This is a genomic window from Paenibacillus sp. MT124 (genome assembly GCF_058792755.1).
Genome location: NZ_CM179500.1, coordinates 2158496 through 2177955, shown reverse-complemented (window position 1 = coordinate 2177955; position 19460 = coordinate 2158496). Strand labels below are relative to the sequence as shown.

General features: G+C 48.3%; 16 protein-coding genes, 1 tRNA gene and 1 riboswitch. Of the genes, 3 read left to right on the top strand and 14 right to left on the bottom strand.

What is annotated here, in order from left to right; all coding sequences use genetic code 11:
* Nucleotides 1-125: 125 nt before the first annotated feature.
* From AC3RCI_RS10260 to AC3RCI_RS10250, 3 genes are all read right to left on the bottom strand, one after another.
* Nucleotides 126-4013 (bottom strand): X2-like carbohydrate binding domain-containing protein, encoded by a 3888-nt coding sequence (locus AC3RCI_RS10260; RefSeq protein WP_492529866.1) that lies wholly within the window; start codon nucleotides 4011-4013, stop codon nucleotides 126-128.
* A gap of 491 nt (nucleotides 4014-4504) precedes the next feature.
* Nucleotides 4505-6109 carry an alkaline phosphatase family protein gene (locus AC3RCI_RS10255; RefSeq protein WP_492528835.1) on the bottom strand — a complete coding sequence of 535 codons (1605 nt, stop codon included), beginning with the start codon at nucleotides 6107-6109 and terminating at the stop codon, nucleotides 4505-4507.
* Between the two features lie 270 nt (nucleotides 6110-6379).
* A tRNA-Leu gene (locus AC3RCI_RS10250) sits at nucleotides 6380-6464 on the bottom strand.
* A gap of 361 nt (nucleotides 6465-6825) precedes the next feature.
* A riboswitch (cyclic di-AMP (ydaO/yuaA leader) is annotated at nucleotides 6826-6957 on the top strand.
* A gap of 5 nt (nucleotides 6958-6962) precedes the next feature.
* On the opposite strand from AC3RCI_RS10250, the gene AC3RCI_RS10245 reads away from it, so the two are divergent.
* Nucleotides 6963-7427 (top strand): NlpC/P60 family protein, encoded by a 465-nt coding sequence (locus AC3RCI_RS10245; protein WP_154893689.1) that lies wholly within the window; start codon nucleotides 6963-6965, stop codon nucleotides 7425-7427.
* A 79-nt stretch (nucleotides 7428-7506) separates the two neighbouring features.
* On the opposite strand, the gene AC3RCI_RS10240 is transcribed toward AC3RCI_RS10245, so the two are convergent.
* The 4 genes from AC3RCI_RS10240 to AC3RCI_RS10225 form a co-directional block, all read right to left on the bottom strand.
* Nucleotides 7507-7836 carry a carboxymuconolactone decarboxylase family protein gene (locus AC3RCI_RS10240; RefSeq protein WP_095358830.1) on the bottom strand — a complete coding sequence of 110 codons (330 nt, stop codon included), beginning with the start codon at nucleotides 7834-7836 and terminating at the stop codon, nucleotides 7507-7509.
* Between the two features lie 125 nt (nucleotides 7837-7961).
* Nucleotides 7962-8180: a hypothetical protein gene (locus tag AC3RCI_RS10235; protein WP_492473231.1), complete on the bottom strand. Its 219-nt coding sequence runs from the start codon at nucleotides 8178-8180 to the stop codon at nucleotides 7962-7964.
* 118 nt (nucleotides 8181-8298) lie between these two features.
* On the bottom strand, nucleotides 8299-8628 hold the full coding sequence (locus AC3RCI_RS10230; RefSeq protein ID WP_095287969.1) for a hypothetical protein: 330 nt from the start codon (nucleotides 8626-8628) through the stop codon (nucleotides 8299-8301).
* 102 nt (nucleotides 8629-8730) lie between these two features.
* A complete protein-coding gene (locus tag AC3RCI_RS10225; protein WP_336780215.1) occupies nucleotides 8731-9306 on the bottom strand; it encodes a xanthine phosphoribosyltransferase in 576 nt (191 codons plus the stop codon).
* 203 nt (nucleotides 9307-9509) lie between these two features.
* On the opposite strand from AC3RCI_RS10225, the gene AC3RCI_RS10220 reads away from it, so the two are divergent.
* Nucleotides 9510-10568 (top strand): YkvI family membrane protein, encoded by a 1059-nt coding sequence (locus AC3RCI_RS10220; protein ID WP_336779517.1) that lies wholly within the window; start codon nucleotides 9510-9512, stop codon nucleotides 10566-10568.
* A 107-nt stretch (nucleotides 10569-10675) separates the two neighbouring features.
* On the opposite strand, the gene AC3RCI_RS10215 is transcribed toward AC3RCI_RS10220, so the two are convergent.
* Nucleotides 10676-11806: a glycosyltransferase family 4 protein gene (locus tag AC3RCI_RS10215; RefSeq protein ID WP_492528833.1), complete on the bottom strand. Its 1131-nt coding sequence runs from the start codon at nucleotides 11804-11806 to the stop codon at nucleotides 10676-10678.
* Nucleotides 11807-11997: 191 nt separating this feature from the next.
* Between AC3RCI_RS10215 and AC3RCI_RS10210 the strand changes: the two genes are divergently transcribed.
* Nucleotides 11998-13392, top strand: a complete 1395-nt coding sequence (locus AC3RCI_RS10210) for an RsmF rRNA methyltransferase first C-terminal domain-containing protein (protein ID WP_492528831.1) — start codon at nucleotides 11998-12000, stop codon at nucleotides 13390-13392.
* Nucleotides 13393-13506: 114 nt separating this feature from the next.
* Here the strand turns inward: AC3RCI_RS10210 and AC3RCI_RS10205 are convergent, their stop codons facing one another.
* From AC3RCI_RS10205 to AC3RCI_RS10180, 6 genes are all read right to left on the bottom strand, one after another.
* Nucleotides 13507-14052, bottom strand: coding sequence for a GNAT family N-acetyltransferase (locus AC3RCI_RS10205; protein WP_492528829.1), 546 nt, complete (start codon nucleotides 14050-14052; stop codon nucleotides 13507-13509).
* 101 nt (nucleotides 14053-14153) lie between these two features.
* Nucleotides 14154-15218 carry a hypothetical protein gene (locus tag AC3RCI_RS10200; RefSeq protein WP_492473227.1) on the bottom strand — a complete coding sequence of 355 codons (1065 nt, stop codon included), beginning with the start codon at nucleotides 15216-15218 and terminating at the stop codon, nucleotides 14154-14156.
* A 101-nt stretch (nucleotides 15219-15319) separates the two neighbouring features.
* Nucleotides 15320-16123, bottom strand: a complete 804-nt coding sequence (locus AC3RCI_RS10195) for a Cof-type HAD-IIB family hydrolase (RefSeq protein WP_492528827.1) — start codon at nucleotides 16121-16123, stop codon at nucleotides 15320-15322.
* Between the two features lie 170 nt (nucleotides 16124-16293).
* On the bottom strand, nucleotides 16294-16728 hold the full coding sequence (locus AC3RCI_RS10190; RefSeq protein WP_492528825.1) for a hypothetical protein: 435 nt from the start codon (nucleotides 16726-16728) through the stop codon (nucleotides 16294-16296).
* Nucleotides 16729-16845: 117 nt separating this feature from the next.
* Nucleotides 16846-17592 carry a pseudouridine synthase gene (locus AC3RCI_RS10185; protein WP_492528823.1) on the bottom strand — a complete coding sequence of 249 codons (747 nt, stop codon included), beginning with the start codon at nucleotides 17590-17592 and terminating at the stop codon, nucleotides 16846-16848.
* The gene (locus AC3RCI_RS10180; protein ID WP_492528821.1) at nucleotides 17589-19244 is read right to left on the bottom strand and encodes an RsmB/NOP family class I SAM-dependent RNA methyltransferase; all 1656 of its coding nucleotides are present in this window, start codon (nucleotides 19242-19244) and stop codon (nucleotides 17589-17591) included. Before AC3RCI_RS10180 ends, AC3RCI_RS10185 begins: the two co-directional genes overlap by 4 nt.
* Nucleotides 19245-19460 lie beyond the last annotated feature (216 nt).

The window sequence follows — 19460 nt, the reverse complement described above, 5'->3', positions numbered from 1 at the left end:
AAATGTTTTCTTGCTTGTGCAGCAGCTCATGCATTGCGCTTTACTGATGCAGCCCACCCTTTATTAAAATGATTCAGAAAGAAGGGGACCTATATGGTCCCCTTCTCAATTAGCACTATTTTCAGCTATTCAACCCATTGCTCTCCGCCACTTGCAGCGGGCTTCGAACCATGATTAACTGACGCTTCTTCAATATCTTCAAATGCCCAATGGGAAGGTGATACATCCTTCCACTTAGGCTGCGAAACTCCCTTAAGTGGTCCTCTTCCCAGCGCCCGGTTAATGATAACAACGGCTTCCGCTCTTGTCAGCTCAGTATTCGGCCGGAAGGTCCCGTCATTGTAACCTGTCAGAATTCCCAGCCCTTGGGCTTTTTGAATTGCATCCTTAGCCCAATGACTGCCAATATCAGAGAACCCGCTGCCTGGTTTGGTCGTATCCGGAGCCAGGCTCACAGCCAAACTTGCCATCTCTGCACGGGTCAAGGACTGATTCGGTTTAAATGTGCCATCCTTGTAGCCTTGCATCAGTCCCATTTTTGCAACCTTGTCGATTGATGCTGCTGCCCAATGGGAAGAACTCACATCACTGAACGTCACGTCTAATGATGCAGCATCTTTTTCAACGACTTTGGTGAGTATGGCTGCCATCTCTGCACGAGTGATCTTGTTATTCGGTCTAAACAGTCCGTCCTTATAACCGTTAATATATGCCTCATGCCGAGTCGTCTCCGTATTCCCGGAAGGTTCCTCTCCTGCTTCTGTTTCCGGAACCGGAGTAACTGGAGGCTGTACAACAGGAGTTGACGGTCCACCCGGATTGGAAGGTCCAGATGGATTGCTCGGATTTGTTGGATTTGTTGGGTTTGTTGGCCCGCTGTCCCCAGCAGCTATCGTAAATTTCAGTTGATCCGTGAGCATGAGCTCACCGGACTTTTTGACCGCCTTCAGCGTATGCACACCACTTGTCAGTCCTGTTATGCTGTAGATTTCCTGCCTATTTTTACGTCCCTCACTGTACGTATCTACGGTTTGCACCAGATTTCCGTCGATGTAGATTTCCACCTCACCCTGCTGCGGCCCAGTCGGAGTAATCATACGGATGCCAGTACCTTTGAAGACATACTCAAAGGAATCACCGTTTACAGCCGAATAATGAACATCATTGAGATAATCGCCGCCAAAAACAAAACGGAGGTTCAACGTGCCGAGAGGCTGTGCAGCAAGGTAGGATTTTCTAAGCGTCACCCTATCCCCTGCTACCTCGTAATCGGTTCCCTTTACCAGCTCAAGTGAGCCATTCATAATCTTCTTGAAACTTTCCGGTTCCTGCAAAAGTTTCACTTCAATATCAGTTTGAGCAGATTCAGCTTTGTCAAAAACAGCACTCACCGGCTGAATGATATTTGGAATTTCCACCTTGAGGAAGTCAAGAAGCATGAACCGCCCTGACTTTTTCACGGCTTTAAGCGTATGCAGCCCATCTGGCAGCCCTGAGACACTATAGACCTTTTGCTGCGCCAAACGTCCGTCACGGTAAGCACTTACCGTTTCCTTAAACTCACCATCTACGTAAATATCCATGTCGCCCTGGGACGGATCCACTTCCGTAAAAAACTGAATACCCGTTCCCCTGAATTCATACTCAAAATAATCGCCGTTCTGCTCGGCGTAATGCACATCATCCTTATAGTCGCCAAATGCTCTCCCCGTGCTGCGTGACCAGTTGCCGCTATACTTAATTGCGGGATCGTCATTGTTAATCATCGCGAATCGGATTCCTGAAGTGTCAATAACCTTAATCGCCAGCGTCTGCGGATCCCCCGCGCTAAATACCACGTTAAACTTCGTTGTGCCAACGGGCAGCTGGGTGAGGTATTGTTTCTTGATCGTTAACGTGTTGTCAACGACATCGTAGTCATCTTCGCCGAGATTGCCCCCGTCGTATGTCACACCAGTTAACGTATTACCATTCAGGTTTAACGTGATCTTCACATCCGCCTGCTGATCCACTGCTTTATCAAAGTCTGCAGCGACTGGGCTTATTCCACTGTTCTGCCCACCAGACTCTTTTTCCCTGGTTACCTTGAGTGCATCGAGAAGCATGTATTGGCCCGATGCCTTAACGACCTTCAGGGTATGTGTTCCACTTGGCAGATCTGTTTTGCTGTACAGCACCTGCTGGGCTTCCCTTTCTCCATCGGTATACGCGCTTACCAGTTCTGCCTCACCATTATCGAGAATAATGCTCATGTCCCCCTGCTCTTGATGCTTCTCTGTCAGCAGCTCGATACCTGTACCTGTGAATGTGTATTCAAAATAATCGCCGTCTTTTTCTGTATAATGTACATCGTCATTGAAGTCCCCGAAACTTCTGCCGGTATTCGCATTCCATGAACCTGTGTAATGTATCTCACTGTCGTCATCGTTAACGTAGACCACCTCGGTAACCGTGGTATCCTCTCCAGCAATGGATGGTTCAGCAGCCAGTTCATCTGCTACATTGGAATTGCTCGCTGGATCAGCAGTCGTTCTATCATTGCCTGTGGAATCCTGAATTGCTATAGTCAGGTCCTGCGAACCCTCTAATTGTTCCTTGCCTCCATTTCGCTTCCAATCTCCGGTATAGCGCATGCCTGTATCATCGTCATTCACCGTCGATGTTCCGCTCAGTGCCTTGACTTTCAGCATTCGTGAAGCATGAGGCTCCAATAAACCACTGCTAAATCCCTCGTTAAAGTTACCCAGTTCGGAATGGCTCCACAGGTCACGGACCGATGCAGGTCCTTCCAGACCGATATCGCTCCAATTGACCTTGACCTCAGCACTCCGGTTGCCCAGATTAAACAGAGCCACACTGTACGTTCCATCTCCGTTATTGGCGTACCATACCTGCTGCTGGGTATCCATCGATACCGGATGAGCCGGACGTCCAGCCTGATTGACAGCGATCACTTCATCATTGGTCAGAAGTTCAAGTCCATAGCTATCCAGCCTGGTCATGTCATTCCCTGTATACAACGGTGCAGACGAGATCGCCCAGAATGTCATGGCTGTCTTCCGTTCATCCTTCGTGAGCCCATCCATGGAACCGTTGCCCACGTTTAGCGAGTCAAAATCATTCCACCCGCCAGGGCCTGCATCACGCCACCAAAGCGCAGCGATTGGAAACAATCGTGCAATGTTAGCCCACTGCGTTAAACCCACATTGCTGTCGTATGCTTCGACATCCCAGTCAATACGCCAGCCATTGGCGTGTTTTTTCCAGAAATCCACGTAGTTATGGTCCAGTGCCCATGAAAGCTCGAACCAGATATTATGCCTTGCCAAAGCCTTGGACCAGGCCTCCACATCTCCTCGTGCATCCCTGCTCAGATTGTTAATGCCTGATCCTGGAGTCACGCTGTCGAATTTGACAAAGTTAATGCCCCACTCGCCCAGTAGATCTGCGATGGAATCGATGTATTTCTGAGCACATGGATTCGAAAAATCAATCTTGTAGGTATACGCATTCCAAGCATCCATCACGGTAAGCGGCTGATATGCAATATCCTGCATTCGGCAAGCTCCGCCTGTTCCGTAAATCTCGAGGTTTTTATTGTATGCATCAATGGACAATCCGGGAATCAGATAGATCCCGATCTTCTGACCATTGTTATGAACATAGTCGATAACCTCCTGGAATCCGTTCGGATACAACTCTTTGTTAGGAATCGGTCTTCCGTATTCATCATTATCTCCGTTCCATCCTGCATCAATATTGATATATTCATAGCCATGAGCCTGTAACTTCTCGCGCATGGCATCCGATTGCTTCTTGATGCTCTCCGCTGATGTCCATTTTACGGAAGGGTCATACACCTGCATACTGTAACTGCTCCAGCCCATGTACGGTTTCTCAGCCAATGTTTTCTCCGCCGCTGCTTCAACCACACGACCTTTGGTCCCTGTAAAACCAAACTGAACTGCTGCAAAGATGAACACCAGAAAAACCATCGCCATCCGTTTACCCATTCGCTTCAAATCATCCCTACCCCCTCTGAAATAATGAATTTAAATCCATAATGATAGCGCTTTCCTTACGAGAAAAGAATAGTGGATGCGCGATTTCCAGAATAGGTACACTTCGCCTTTTAGCGTACATTTCACCTTGAAAGCAGGGGCATAGCAGGCTAGAACAGGCATTTCTCCAAATAGCACTGGATCTATACCTTAAAGAAAGTTGGAGTGGCTGCCCTAGGGGATTAACCGATGCCGCAAATGAAGCAATATGGACTAGCGCAAGTTGATGTCATCTATTCGAAAAATGTTCTGACGTACAGTATTTATCAACGCAAAAAACCACCAGTATAAACTATACCGATGGTCTTATAATCAAAAGATACGATCAGACAACAGCAATTCGAAGTTAAAGAGCATATCAAGGTGGCTTCTCTTGCCTCGTATCGGTGCGACCGAGCTGAATACCTTGAACGAGCTACTCCAGCTGTTTATTTATCAATGCACTATTGGTTTCTTTGAGTCTTTTTGGTCAAAAGGTTAAGCAAATAATCTTTTAAATCCACGATTCGTAAATACTCAGGCTTTTGGTCTGTTCCGCTGATAATCAAGGGGACAAGCGATTCCTGTTTACGAATTGATCCGTGGCCTCCTCCGTCCTTGTGCGTTGGTGAATTGCCACTGGTAAATTCATAGCCCGGTTTGGCCGTGACAACCAAAAATTCACCTTGGTGTGAACGGAGCGAGCTTGACAAGCGTTTCAGGACATCCGGATACTCATCGTATTTCAATGTATGTTTAACCTTGTTTGTGCTTAAGTCCAGTACCTCTTCATCCTGTTCAACCGTCCATGATTGGTTGTATGAATCGGTCAGGTTACCTCCTGATTTAAATCTGAGCTGTTTGCCTGTGGATCCCTGAACTGCGTAATTCCACTCGTTCTCTTTCCAGGAAATAAAGTCAATGCGTGGATCATCCTTTAGCAGGTTTGCTATATCTCTAAGGGAACGGTCCACCTTCAATGAATATATATAGGCCATCGTTTCATTGACGGCAAGGATGAGTTCAGTCTCCTTCGATACAGCATCACCCGGACGCATAATTTTGGCATCTCCCAGCAAAGAGGGCAGATCAATGACCGGATTCTGATCTTCAGGCAGAATACGAGTCATTCCGCTGTCACCCGCAATGATAAGGATGGCATCTTGCAAAGCTTTTTCCGGAGAACCGAATGTTTGCAACACGGATTGAAGCTGCTGATCTAACTCCTTGACTCCACGAAGTCCCGTAGGGCCTTTCTTATGTAACTCCCGGTCTAAATCCGGTAAATAGACAAACAAAAAATCCGGTAATTTATTGGATTGAATTAAATATTTTAAGGCTTCAATCGCAAATTCATTATGAATCCCCATTCGCTTCGTGAGACCATCCGGCAAGTCTTTAATCCCTTGAAACGGATTAGACAAGGCACCCAGGGACATTAAGTCCGGCCCTTTCACATCAATCTCTTTGGGTAAAGAAGCAGCTGCTTGAATCCATTGAGGTATCGACAGCTTTTGAGCGGACATCCCTCTGTATATCAGGCCGTTGATTGAACCCGATTTTAATCCTTGCCGGGCAAGATCCTCATAGATCGTAGGTAAATTCCTGTTCAAATGACTCCCGTTTAAATGGATTAGAGCATCGGTCACTACCGGGTGCACTCCTTGTTTGAGCACTTCCGTCGGGCCGGTTCCGTACATGATCATTTTTTTGTTGTCCGCAGAATACCAAGTCAGACCCGGCACACGGTGAAGGTCCGAATATGCACCGGTAAGCAAGGAGCTGTCGATCGTGACGGACATCGTGGGAAAAGAACTGACCAGATTTTTATAATATTGCCCGTTCTTGATCAGAAATTGTAAGGCAGGAAGCTCCTGCTTGTCGATTCCTTGGTCGATCGCCTGATACATTAAAGAGTCCACCATCAGGAAAATGACTTTTTTCGCATTGTTACCATTAGCGGAATTTATCCGCATCAAATCCTGTTCTTTAGGTTTCGAGCTCTGACATCCGATAAGCATGGCCAATAACAAAATCCAAGGCAATTTCCGAATCCCTTTTTTCCTCATAGACAATTCACCCCATTTATGTACATTTTGTCTTGAAAATCCTGGGGTTATTCGAGGTGCTTTTTGCCAAGAGGCAATGGGACCTGAAGAAATGCCTATTGTTCAACAATATCCTTTTTCAGCCGGCGCTCCAAACAGAAGCTCGACTTGCATACAGCTATTTTGTTTTTCTCATTTGATGAACTGCAGCATCTCTAATGTAACTAAAAAAAACAAAAAGGTCCCCAATCTGCCAGAAAAAGCAGATCAGAAACCTCATGTATGAATTGATGCGGTCGAGAGGACTCGAACCTCCACGGGGGGTTAGCCCACACGGACCTGAACCGTGCGCGTCTGCCAATTCCGCCACGACCGCATATGGTATATCTCCGAGATAATCTATCGCGGCGACAAGAAATAATATATCATGTGAAATTCAATGTGTCAACAATTAAATGATTTGGTATAAAACTACGATAACCGAAAGTTATAAAATCTGGTCGAGACCTGACTTTCCCTGATGAGAATGAACCGTGCTCTCCTCTGATACTCCAATTTACTTATTTGTCCAATTTCTGTGCTGATGAAACACAAATTACGTTTTTGTCATCATAAATAAACATGGAGAACTACTATTTTTCACAAAAAGTCTTGAATTCCGTTAACATTGCAGAAGGAAGAAAGGTTTGACAATTACGCATTTATGCAATATAGTTTCAAAAGGTTACAAAAACTTAATTATTCATTTGCCGAGTTTCATGTTTGAAAACGGGGGAACCATTTTGGGTGAATTATTCTTATACATAGGAAATATAGGGAACCTTCTACCGAACCCTTAGCTAACTCCGTAGGCATCGAAGGGAGAACATTGATTTTGAAAAAACTGATCATTTCTATTTTTGGCGCAGCCGTTCTATTCACATCTGGTGCAGCAAGCACTGAGGCAAGCAGTATCAACACCGTCGTTAACAACATGACTGGAATTCCTTACAAGTGGGGCGGCACGACGCTGGCCGGGTTTGATTGCTCTGGATTTATGAGATATCTCTTCCAAAAATATAGCATTGATTTGCCACGTACTTCACAGCAGCAGGCTAAGGCGGGTACTCCGGTATCCAAAGCCAATATCCGCACAGGTGATCTGGTATTCTTCAACACTTCAGGCAGCGGCATTTCGCATACAGGCGTATACATCGGGGGCGGACAATTCGCTCATGCTTCCAGCAGCAAAGGTGTCAGCATTACCAAATTATCAAATCCGTATTTCAACACTCGCTACGTTACCGCACGCCGGGTGACTGGACAATTTATGTATAATAAGATGCTTGGAAAAATATAAGTTGGACAAGAAACAGGCTCTGGATCATTCCAGAGCCTGTTTTGCTCTCTAGTTATTCAGCACACTTGCAGGAGAAACCTTAGTGCAATGCCTTTTGCACACGCATTGCGCCTTGAGACAGCGCGTGACCGCCGCCTACTGCTCCGGCTACCGCAACCGTCTCCATAATCTCCTGATCGGTTGCGCCCTTCGCACGTGCCTCTTCTACGTGGTAAAACGTACATACTTCGTTATTGGCAAACAATCCGATGCCGAGGGCAATCAGCTGCTTGGTTTTGGCATCAATGGCACCTGACTGAAAGCATTCACCCGTAAATTCGTGATACGCTTTGACTACGCCAGGCAATACATCGCTTAATTCTCCAATCTGATCCTTGTAGGCATGTACCTTATCATTCATCAATGTCATGGCTACCCGCACATCCTCTCGGCTGATAAGTTTACGAATTCTCGCTGTACCTATCTTCTCTCCCGAGTGGCGGAATTATGCCAAAGCATCCATGGTAATTCCATGCATCCGTCTCCAGAGCGGCTCTATTCATCAGCCGGGCTTTGGCGCGGTTCGCTAAAGAGCTGATAACGATAGCTGCGGTCCAGCTTGACCACACGTCTGTTCTGGCGACGGATAAGCACCTGTTCCCCATCCCATGCAACGATAATCCCTGTTACATCATTGGACTCCAAACCATCCCGTACCACTCTTACTTTTTCACCCGATAAGCGCAGTGCATCCAATTCTGCATCACTAATCATGTCTATGGCTCCTATGTTCCAAAATAATTTACAAAAAGAGACCTAAATGAAGAGTCATTTAGGTCTCACGTGACTGTATTGGACTGTTATGTCATTCGAAAAATGTCCCGACTGAAAGTTACCGCTGCGCGTGCTCTTTGCTGTCGTTCTTCTCGAACCAAAAATCAAGCACTTTGGCGGACATCACACGTTCTTCAAGGTACTCCACTTGATGTGGTGTAAATTGTTCTTTCCAAGCGAAGGACAACTCTTCACACAAGCCTACAATGGTCAGCAACTCTGACCAGGCAACATAGCGTTTGTACCAGAAAAATTGAGGATGTTCAATCATATAGGGATAAAGGTCATCAAATTCCGTATGTTTACAATCCAGGGCACGTTCAAAATGAACTTTCGACTCCGCCAGCTTTTCAATAAAAAATTGTTCTGATGCCGGTTGGTTCCCCATGGTGTTGCCTCCTCTCCCTAACATAACCCCATTATAAATGAAATCCGCGGTCATGCAAAGGCATTGTTCAAAAAATAGGCTTTTTCCTTTAAACTGTCACATTTAATTATCGTCGAATTGCACGGTTCCATCATTCAATGAACGAATGCGCACCAAGGCTTCCACGGGAATGCCCTGCTCACGGATCGTACGTGCACCGGCCTGAAAACATTTCTCAACCACGACACCGAATCCGACGAGCTCCGCCCCTGAACGTTCAATGATTTTAATGACACCGCGAGCTGCATCTCCGTTGGCGATAATATCGTCTATAAACAAAATACGGTCGTTTTCATGAATATATTCGCGGGATACCATAATATCGGTTACGATCCCTTTGGTAAAGGAAGGTACGCGTTCACAGTAGGCATCGGGATCTGCCAGAAGTGTCTTTTTTCGACGGGCAAATACGAGCGGCACCCCAAGTTCATGTGCTGCGGCAAAAGCAACCGGAATCCCTGAAGACTCCACCGTTATGACCCGTGTCACTCCACTTTCACGAAAGCGAGCGGCAAACTCGCGGCCCATCTCCATTGTCAATGCAGGATCAATCTGATGATTCAATAATCCGTCCAGCTTCAGCACCTGATCCGAGATGACTACGCCTTCTTGTAATATTCGTTGTTTTAATACTTCCATCATTCGACCTCCCAAGCCTATCCTATGAGGTAAAAGTATCATAGATGAGGCTGTCAGTTCAAGCGAAATCGGCTTTCCTCCATCATTGACCGATTCTGGGGACGAAAGCTTCTTACAATTGTCATGAGTTACCAGGGTCAAGCATACCTTGTACCATGGTACCCGCATGTCCAAACTATTATGGGGCCTGAGAGGGGAAACGCATGAAACAGGCATTCCGGGTGCTGCAGATCGCATTTACATACATCGGAACGGTTGTAGGGGCAGGCTTCGCGACAGGGCAGGAAATATTGCAGTTTTTTACCCAGTATGGCAAATGGGCCACCATCACCATTGGCTTATCGACCATACTATTTGTCTGGCTGGGCACCAAAATGATGCTCATCGCCCATGATACCGGCTCCCGCTCTTACGAGGACCTGAACAAGCACCTATTCGGCCAAAAGGCTGGAAAGTGGATTACCTGGATAACGCTTCTGATACTTATTGGTGTAAACAGTGTAATGCTCGCCGGAGCAGGCTCTGTCTTCGTGGAGCATCTTGGACTGAATTACCAGACTGGTTTGATTATTACGATAGTGGGAACGTACCTGCTTCTTGGACGAGGCATCAAGGCCATATTGCAAATGAATAGCATTGTGGTTCCGATGATGCTCCTGTTGTCCATTCTCATGATTACAAGCACCATACACCATCCCGGTGCCTTACGGTTCGTTACGCTGACTACAGATACCAATCCTATACAGGTGTGGCTGTCTCCACTATTGTATTCATCCTTCAATCTGGTACTGGCCCAAGCTGTTCTGGTGCCGGTAGGCAATCAGATCCGTGATCGTAATGTCCTGAAATGGGGCGGTGTACTCGGCGGAATCGGCGTAGGCTTCATGCTGTTAGCCGCCCATTTCGCCATGTCAGCCCAGATGCCAGGTATCATGCAGTTCGAAATTCCGATGGGGAGCATCGCCTTCCAACTTGGATGGGCTGTGCAATCTGTGTATGTAACTCTGATCTTCATGGAAATATTCACAACGTTCGTCGCAGATATCTATGGTATGACTCTTCAGCTGGGTCAGCACTTACAAGTACCCCCTAGATTAATTACATTAACCATTATGATGCTGTGCTACTCACTTAGCCAGTTTGGATTCAGTTCTCTTCTATCCATTCTCTATCCAATCTTCGGCAGCCTAGCCCTAGTCTGGGCCGGAAAATTGGTGATCGACCGTTGGGGAAGCTTTCGCACGAGACATAAAAACCTGTAAGTTATACTGCGTGCCAAAATGTATTATATTTTAATACCATATTCTCTCAAGCAAAAAGCCGCTGTTCTCCAGCGGCTTCTTCTGTTTATTTTATTTCAGGGATGAATCTAGGCTTTGCTCGCGTATTGCAGGTACAGCTTTTTCAGTTCATTAACCGATCTGCCCAATGAATAGTGCGTTTTGGCCTTTTCACACGCCGAGCGTGCAAGTTCGTACCGATACGAAGGATCCAGCATCACTTTCTCCAACGCCTCAGCAAGTGCCGAGGGATCCTCAGGGGGAACAAGCAGCCCGTTGCTGCCGTTCTCGATCTGTTCAGGAATTCCGCCCACATCCGTACCTATAAGTGCAAGACAACTCAGGGCTGCCTCGGCAAACACGGAACCAAACGCCTCTGCCCTGGAAGGAAGTACAAATATATCGAAAAATGGCATGAACTCTTCCGGATGCAGGGTGTATCCATAAAAAATAGTCTCATTATAGATACCCAAACGCTGAGCCAACTCTTCTAAATCAGGTCGAATCGGACCATCCCCGATAATATGTAAAACATAGTCATGTCCTCGACCTTTGAGTTCCGCGCAGGCTTTGAACAAAATATCCAGTCCTTTGGCCGGGACAAGCCGGCATACCGTAACCAGCTGCGGAATCGCATTATCATGAGGAATGGGTTTAAAACGTTTATCATCAAATCCGTTCGGAATAATGCCAATGACGTCAGACTGCTTCACATAAGGAGTTAAATACTGCCGAAAAGATTCGGAGACGGTTAACAACCGCTCTGCCTGATGCTCCAGCTCGCCGTAAATGGCAATCAAAAACTGATGATCCAGACCGTCTGGCTCGATTCTTCCATTCAGAATCAACTCACGCTCATAACTGGAGTGAATGGTTTGAATAAGCGGTGTATCGGGAAAAACACTTTTCATGGCAAGACCCGCAATGGGATGGTGAGCGTGAATCAAATCATAAGGCTTCTGAATGCGCAGCTTCGTCCACCATAAATAATCACGGTAAGTCTGCATATATTTTTGAACGACAGGACTTTCCTGATACTTGGTCCAATCGAACGTTTCGAACTGCACGTCCTCCCTGCCCTTGTTGCGAATTCGCTTCGGCAGCGAGAACAAGTCCATCTCCCACCTCGGGGACGTAAACCTCTCCTGCATATACGGAATCATAGAGGATACACCTCCGGGCTGCTCCGGAGGAAAGAAAAGCGCCTGCAGCAATTTCACCGTTAGTTTCCCCCTTTCTAGCTTCAGTCTTTCAGTACATCTTCAATCATGATATATTAGAACGTATGTTTCAGTAAAGAAATAACTGTTTATTCCTCACCATTTTAACAACAACGTTGCAGCTTGCAGACCCTGAGGTTTATCCGGGGAGGGTCATGCGGACAAGCGAATGAAAAGGAGAGCAACAAGACATGAGCAAGCCTTCACTCCCTGAGTCGTATATACATCATATTCGGGAAATGCTCGGCTCAGAAGCAGAAGCATTTATTGACAGCTATGATCAGCCTCGTGTACAGGGGTTGCGTTTTAACTCCCTTAAAGCTACACCAGAGCTCAAAAAGCAGGTGATAGAGCAGTTTAACCTGACCAAGGTTCCCTGGTGCGAGACGGGATACTACTACCAATCGAATGAGCGTCCGGGCAAACATGTGTATCATGCTGCAGGACTGTACTATATTCAGGAGCCCTCTGCAATGTCGGCCGTGGAAATGCTGAACCCGCAACCGGGTGAGATCATTTTGGATCTCGCGGCTGCACCAGGCGGCAAAACAACCCACATTGCCTCACTCATGGAAGACCAGGGGCTGCTCGTTTCCAATGAAATTCATCCGGCCAGAGCCAAAATCTTGGCAGAGAACGTAGAGCGAATGGGACTCTCTTCAGTCGTTGTTACAAGTGCAGCGCCGGGAGACTTGTCGGCCCGCTTTCCTGCAGCCTTTGACCGGATTATGCTGGATGCCCCTTGCTCTGGCGAAGGTATGTTCCGCAAAGATCCGGATGCGGTCACCGAGTGGAGCGATGATCTGGTCACACTGTGTGTGAACAGACAATGGGACATTTTGCAGGATACCTATATCATGCTTAAACCGGGCGGGACTTTGGCTTATTCCACTTGCACCTTCAATCGGGAAGAGAATGAAGGCATGATGGAACGTTTCGTTACCGCTTATCCAGATCTGACTCTAGTACGGACTGAACGAATCTGGCCTCACCTGGCCCAGGGCGAGGGACACTTTGTAGCTGTAGTGACCAAAGCAGAATCCCAAGCTCATGCATCCCAAGAGCTGGAAGAACCACCTCGCAAACGCAAAGATAAAAGAGGAAGAAATCCACGTCAAACGGCGTCATCCAAAGAAGTGGAATCTGCGTGGAATGCTTATCTGGCCTGGAGTTCTGACCATACAGACACGGTAGCTAACGGAACCGGCAGACCTCTGCTTTTTGGTGAAGCTTTATATGTATTGCCAGAGCATACTGCCCAGCTGCTGACCGATGATCGGTTAAATGGATTGAAGCTGCCCCGTCCAGGGCTTCATGTCGGTGATTGGAAAAAAGGGCGCTTCGAGCCTGCTCATGCACTCGCGCTGGCTCTGGGACAACAAGAGGCTGTTAACATGCAGCATGCAGCACTAGATGCAGAGACCAGCCAAGTGGCGGCATATCTTCGCGGTGAGAGCCTTCCTGCCGAAAGCGGACTTACCGGATGGACTCTTGTGACTTTCAACGGTCTCCCACTGGGGTGGGGAAAAGCCAGTGCAGGACAGCTAAAGAACCGTCTGCCTAAAGGCCTTAGACGCATGCAATAGACTAGCCCTATCACGACTCAAAGTCGGTGAGCATTAGTGCTCCCGGCTTTATTTTCCGTTCATTAATGGAGTGAATAGGTTGATGAAATAAAATGCCCTGTTTTTAAAATATATTTAGGATTGAAATGGCTTCTCAAACGTACTATACCCATTTGTTTTCCCCACAAAGGTATATCCGTTCCGAGGGTAAAATTCATTCAGCCTCTCATTGTCACCCACACAATCCAATCGCATGACGTGTTTGTTGTCAAATTGGATTCCACTGCTGGACCAACCCAAAATGTCCCGACCCAGTCCGGTACGGGCGTACTTTCTCCGAATGGCCAAACGATGCAAATAAACGGCGCCATCCGCTTGATGCGCTTGCGGTCCCCATAGCTCGGAATCCCAAGCACTTGGCTGCTGCATCAGAATAACCATGCCTGCCACATCGCCTTCTTTCTTAAACACAAACACATCACCGCGACGAATGGCTCCTGCTGTATCGTGGGAATCTTCACCTTTCAAAAGCGCACTCCACTGGGAAGATCCCTGGCTGCGTAACCATTCAGCTGTCTCCCTAAGCAAGGATAGTACATCTTCCGTGTCTTCCGGCTGAGCCTGCATTGCTCTAAAATCATCGTTAATATATTCTGTAATGATTGTAAATGAGTGCTTCATGGTTCTCCTCCAATTCCAGATCTCTTAAGAACTATTGGAACTATACCCGGAAATGAATTTTTCGTCAAAACAAATCAAAAAAGGTAAAAGGCCTAAGCCTCTTACCCGTCGATCTTCGCTTCATCTATAATCTGATTCCGGTACAGCATGGTAAGGTGCAATGTGTCGAATTCAAGGTCCTTGTCCAGTTCCTGAAGCAGCACCTCAACCAGATCCCGCCGCTGTGCACTGGTTCCGGGTACCTGGTAATCCATATAGCCCGTCAGGTCAGCATGAGATGTATCAATGGTTGCTGTCCCTACAGGTAATCCGCCACGTTCTTGCAGAAATAGCTCATAGACCCTGAATTCACGGTCCTTGCGCACCAACATGACATAACAGGAATCCTCTGCTTCGTCTATCTCGTCTTCAGAATCATCCCAATCCTCGTATTCGGTAAATTCCTCTTCCTCCGAGTCATCCACAAAGTCGCGGTGTACCCACTCCATGGACTCCAGCTCATTCCCCTGATGCCACATGCGAAGAGTAATCGTGTCGATCACTTCTTCGTCGAGTTCTCTTACGAGCAGCTCTGCCGCAGCATCAAGCTGGCTCTCGAGAGGCACGTCATACCAGTGTATCTCACCTTGAATGTCGGCCCCATATTGTTTCAATGAAGCTTCTGCCAGCTCAGTCCCGTCAGCATCGTTAAACACATAGGTCGATATACTTCGTCCAGCGGTTACAAGCTCCATTTCCAGCACATGTTCCCGATCTTCATATGTAAAAGCTTCATCTGCTGTATCCGGAATTACGCGAGAATCATCCACATCCAGGTCATCCAAGTATTCATCAGCCTCGTAGTGCATATCATCCGACTCACGCTCTGGATCAAATTCAAGGTTTTGCAGAACTGAATGCAATGTGCCACAGCTGACCAGCACTTCATAATAGATCGCCTCCACTGCATCCGTAAGTGATCGGATATATGCATGAACCTGATCAATGATGTGCTTTTCCTCATCCGCTGAAACCAATTCCCGCTCCATCTGAAGACTGCCAGACAAACGGTCTCCTTCTCTATATACCAGCAGAAGTGAACCCGCGTATTGATCATTCACCATTATATCGAGCACTTCACCACCTGATGTACGCAGATCCGGAATCAGCTCCACTTTCTGTTTCATGTGCCTGTCCTCCTCCATTTCTAATGGTATTCTCATAGGTTACCCATGAGGCCAGTAGATTATGAAGCAGGAGCCTTTGAAAATGAAAAATGTGGTTGTTATTAGACAGCTAGGACGTGTTTTTGGACAGCATGCGCAACACCCTGCTCGTTATTGGAGAGTGTCACTTCATCCGCAGCAGCCTTCACCTCTTCCGGCGAGTTGTCCATGGCGATCCCAATGCCTGCATATGTCAGCATCGTGATATCATTGTAGTAATTGCCGATTGCCAAAATTTTGGAAGGTACAATACCTTTGGATTCGGCCAGTCTCTTCAGCGCCGCTCCCTTGGAGGCTTCCGGGTGCATCAGATCAATGAAAAAGTCTCCGCTGCGAGTCATGTAGTAAGGCAAATTCCAAGTTCCCCATTCCTGCTGAACCTTGTCCATCTGCTCTATGGGCCCAAACGCGGTGAATTTGGCAAGCGGTTCTGACAGGTCTGCCCACTGCGGAAGCTTTAAGGGCTCCATCATGAAGTTGTTATACATCTCCCGAACCTGTAATTCCAATCCTTCCGGCTGATCCACATATAATCCAAATGCCGTGTTGATGTCAAAATGCACACCGTTTGTACGGCAATACGTGACAAAGGGCTCCAATCCCTGACCATCCATGGCAAATCTGTGCACAATTTCACGACTCTCCACTTCGGCCGTCACGGCTCCGTTATGTGTAATCACATATCCGTCTAGCCCCATTCGCTTCATAAAAGGAATGGTGTTGGCCGGGCCTCTGCCCGAACACAGAACGATCTCGGCTCCCTGCCGGGAAGCACGGATCAGAATCTCTTGGGTCCATTCGGTAAGCTCATGATGATCATTAAGCAGCGTGCCATCTACGTCAAGTGCAATTAATTTGATTGTCATCGGGTCTTCACTCCTCAACTGTTTAAGTAATCGCACCCTCCCAAACCCTCCCTTCCGAGGGAGGGCCCCAGAGGGCTCTGCCCTCTGGACTCCCGTCTGTTGACCGGCGATGTGTCGGGTCTTGCTATGTGACGGTGGGTGTGGGAGCGCTTGTCTGCCTGGATCTCCGCTTATCGCGAAATCCAGGCCAAGCTTAAGCGCGACCATTTCGGGCAGCGCTTCGCTCTCTGCCCGGGGCTCCCTGCTCCGCTCCGCGAAGGACGGGAGCTTCTTGCGCCTGTGGCGCTTGGGGGCAGCGCTTCGCCTCCTGCCCGGCTCCCTGCTCCGCTCCGCGAAGGGCGGGAGCTTGCGCCTGCGACGCTGAGGGCAGCGCTTCGCCCTCTGCCCGGGCTCCCTGCTACGCTTCGCGAAGGACGGGAGCTTGCGCCTGTGGCGCTGAGGGCAGGGCTTCGCCCCCTGCCCGGGCTCCCTGCTCCGCTCCGCGAAGGACGGGAGCTTGCGCCTGCGACGCTGAGGGCAGGGCTTCGCCCCCTGCCCGGGCTCCCTGCTCCGCTCCGCGAAGGACGGGAGCTTGCGCCTGCGACGCTGAGGGCAGGGCTTCGCACTCTGCCCGGGCTCCCTGCTCCGCTTCGCGAAGGACGGAAGCTTGCGCCTGTGGCGCTGTGGGCAGCGCTTCGCCCCCTGCCCGGGCTCCCTGCTACGCTCCGCGAAGGGCGGGAGCTTTACTTACGCAGACTGGCCAGCTCGTCTGCGGTTAGTTCGCGGTACCTGCCGATCGGAAGCTCTGGATCAAGCTGAAGGTCGCCCATGGCTACTCTTTTCAAATAAACCACTCGTTTGCCTACAGCCTGGAACATCCGTTTTACCTGATGAAATTTGCCCTCGTGAATAATGAGAGAGATCGAAGAGATCACTCCCTCCTCCGTCTCCTCATGATGAAGCACGGTCAATTCGGCTGGCATGGCTTCATAACCGTCATCCAGCTGTATGCCCGCCTTGAAACGTTGAACATCCTCGTCATCCACTTTCCCCAATACACGGGCTTCGTATGTTTTGGGTACATGCTTGCGTGGAGATAACAGATCATGCGCAAGCGGACCGTCATTCGTCAGAATGAGCAATCCTTCTGTATCTTTATCGAGCCGCCCTACCGGGAACGGATCGAATACCCGGTCCTCTTTGCGCAGGAGATCCAGAACCGTTTTATCCCTGGCGTCTTCCGTTGCCGACACAACGCCCGGAGGTTTATGCAGCATCAAATAGATCGTTTCACGGTACACGATACGCACTCCATCGGCTTCAATGACATTGGTCTCTGGATTTACCTGCATGCCACTATCTTTCACAGCTTTGCCATCGACAAAAATTTTGCCCTGCTTTACCATTTTTTTGAGTTCACTTCGGGTACCTACACCCATGTGACTTAGTATTTTGTCAAGACGCTGTGTTTTCTTTCCTTTGTCACTCATACCGATGTCCACCTCCAGCCAGCCGGATACTCATTTTTCAGCACGCCATCCAGCCATTTCCCCCAACCAAGAGCATATCCATCGACGCATACCAGCGCATAACCTTTGGCAGCTACTCCAGGCTTGCACTCCGCGCGCGCTTCTTCGATATTCAGCGTTTCACCCTTCAGATACCTTACCGCTTCTCCACTTGCAGAAGCCAGGTTTATAACCCTTTTCGTCTCAGAACGGTTCAACGCGCAAGCCAGTGGATGAGACGGGACAAACCTTCCGTTTTTTACGGTACCCATAAACCATCCGGGCCGGATCACTTTGAGCCCTTCCAGACGCGATGCACCAACAGACGATTGATACACACGGTCTCCGTAAAATACTGTTTCCCCAGGGAGTTCGAGATCCAGATGCTCCTCTATAAATTGTTGATACACAGCCCCCGGGTCAATGTTCACCTGATCGGTTCCTCGACCTTTTCCACGATTGGACTTACGCGCATCACGCTCGTTATTCCTTCCCGCTTTCCCCTCATTTTTGCCACCTCGAGCTGGTCTTTCATTCCGTTCTCTCGATTCAGTTCTCATCAATCGTTCGCGTTTTCGGTCCGCTTTGCTGAGCGGCTGAGTTACAGCAATCCCTTGATCCTCGGGGACCTTGGATACAGTCTCCTTCTCATCCTCAACGCCGCTGATCCGCTCTGCAGAGGTCTCAGGATGATGCTGCAATACAGCTACATAATGCCCTTCGCCTTCCAACAAGTGAGGCCATAATCTCGCTGTACCACGTGTTTGATCCAGTACAGCACCTGTTTTTTCTGCCGTTTCAGGCAGCATCTGGCGTACCCAATCCGGTCTTCCCGGAGCGAATCCGGCTGTTCCCGGAATATCATGAACAGTGAAGTCTGGATTGAGATTCAGAAATTCGGCGATCATGGCTTCATTTTCCTCCGGCGCAAACGTACACGTGGAATATACGATCGTTCCTCCCGGAGCGAGCAGCTTCGCAGCTGTCTCCAGAATATCTCGCTGCATTAGCACACACTTCTCTACCGAATGATGCTCCCATGACTTCACCATGTCTTCATCTTTTCGGAACATTCCCTCTCCTGAACAAGGAGCATCAATGAGTACCTTATTAAAATAATGCGGAAATGCACCGGCAATCCGTTCCGGCGACTCATTCAGGACAACAGCATTTCGCACACCGTACAACTCCACGTTTTTGGCAAGTGCTTTGGTCCGTTCGGAATGAATGTCATTGGTCACCAGCACACCCTTACCCTGCAGCTTTGCTGCGATCTGGGTAGACTTGCCGCCGGGTGCTGCACACAAATCCAGTACATGATCCCCTGGCTGAACGTCAAGCAGCTCCACCGGAGCCATCGCGCTTGGTTCCTGAATGTAATATAGACCCGCATGATAGTACGGATGCAGGCCTGGTTTCACGCCATGCGGCACATAAAAGCCCGTCCCGCACCACGGAATGGGCCGCAAATCAAATGGAGCCAATTCATCAAATTGCTCCATGGATATTTTTAACGTATTCACTCGAAGTCCCGCATGCGGAGACTGTTCATATGATTTCATAAATTGTTCAAACTCATCTCCGAGCAAGCTTTTCATGCGCTCGGCGAAGATTGAAGGTAGCTGTACAGCCATATTCACTCATCCTGTCCTGTTAAAATGCATATTGTTCTATGTTATCATATCCCAGTGCAGCTTTCCTATTGATTCGCTGCATATTCCACTACAGCGTGTAATGTTGTATAATGACAAGTAGGTTGATTCTCGTGCAAAAAACGGGTGTTTATGTATATTATCCCAACCTTTATTTTTGCCAAAACTATATTTTGATATGATCGATGGGGGATGTCC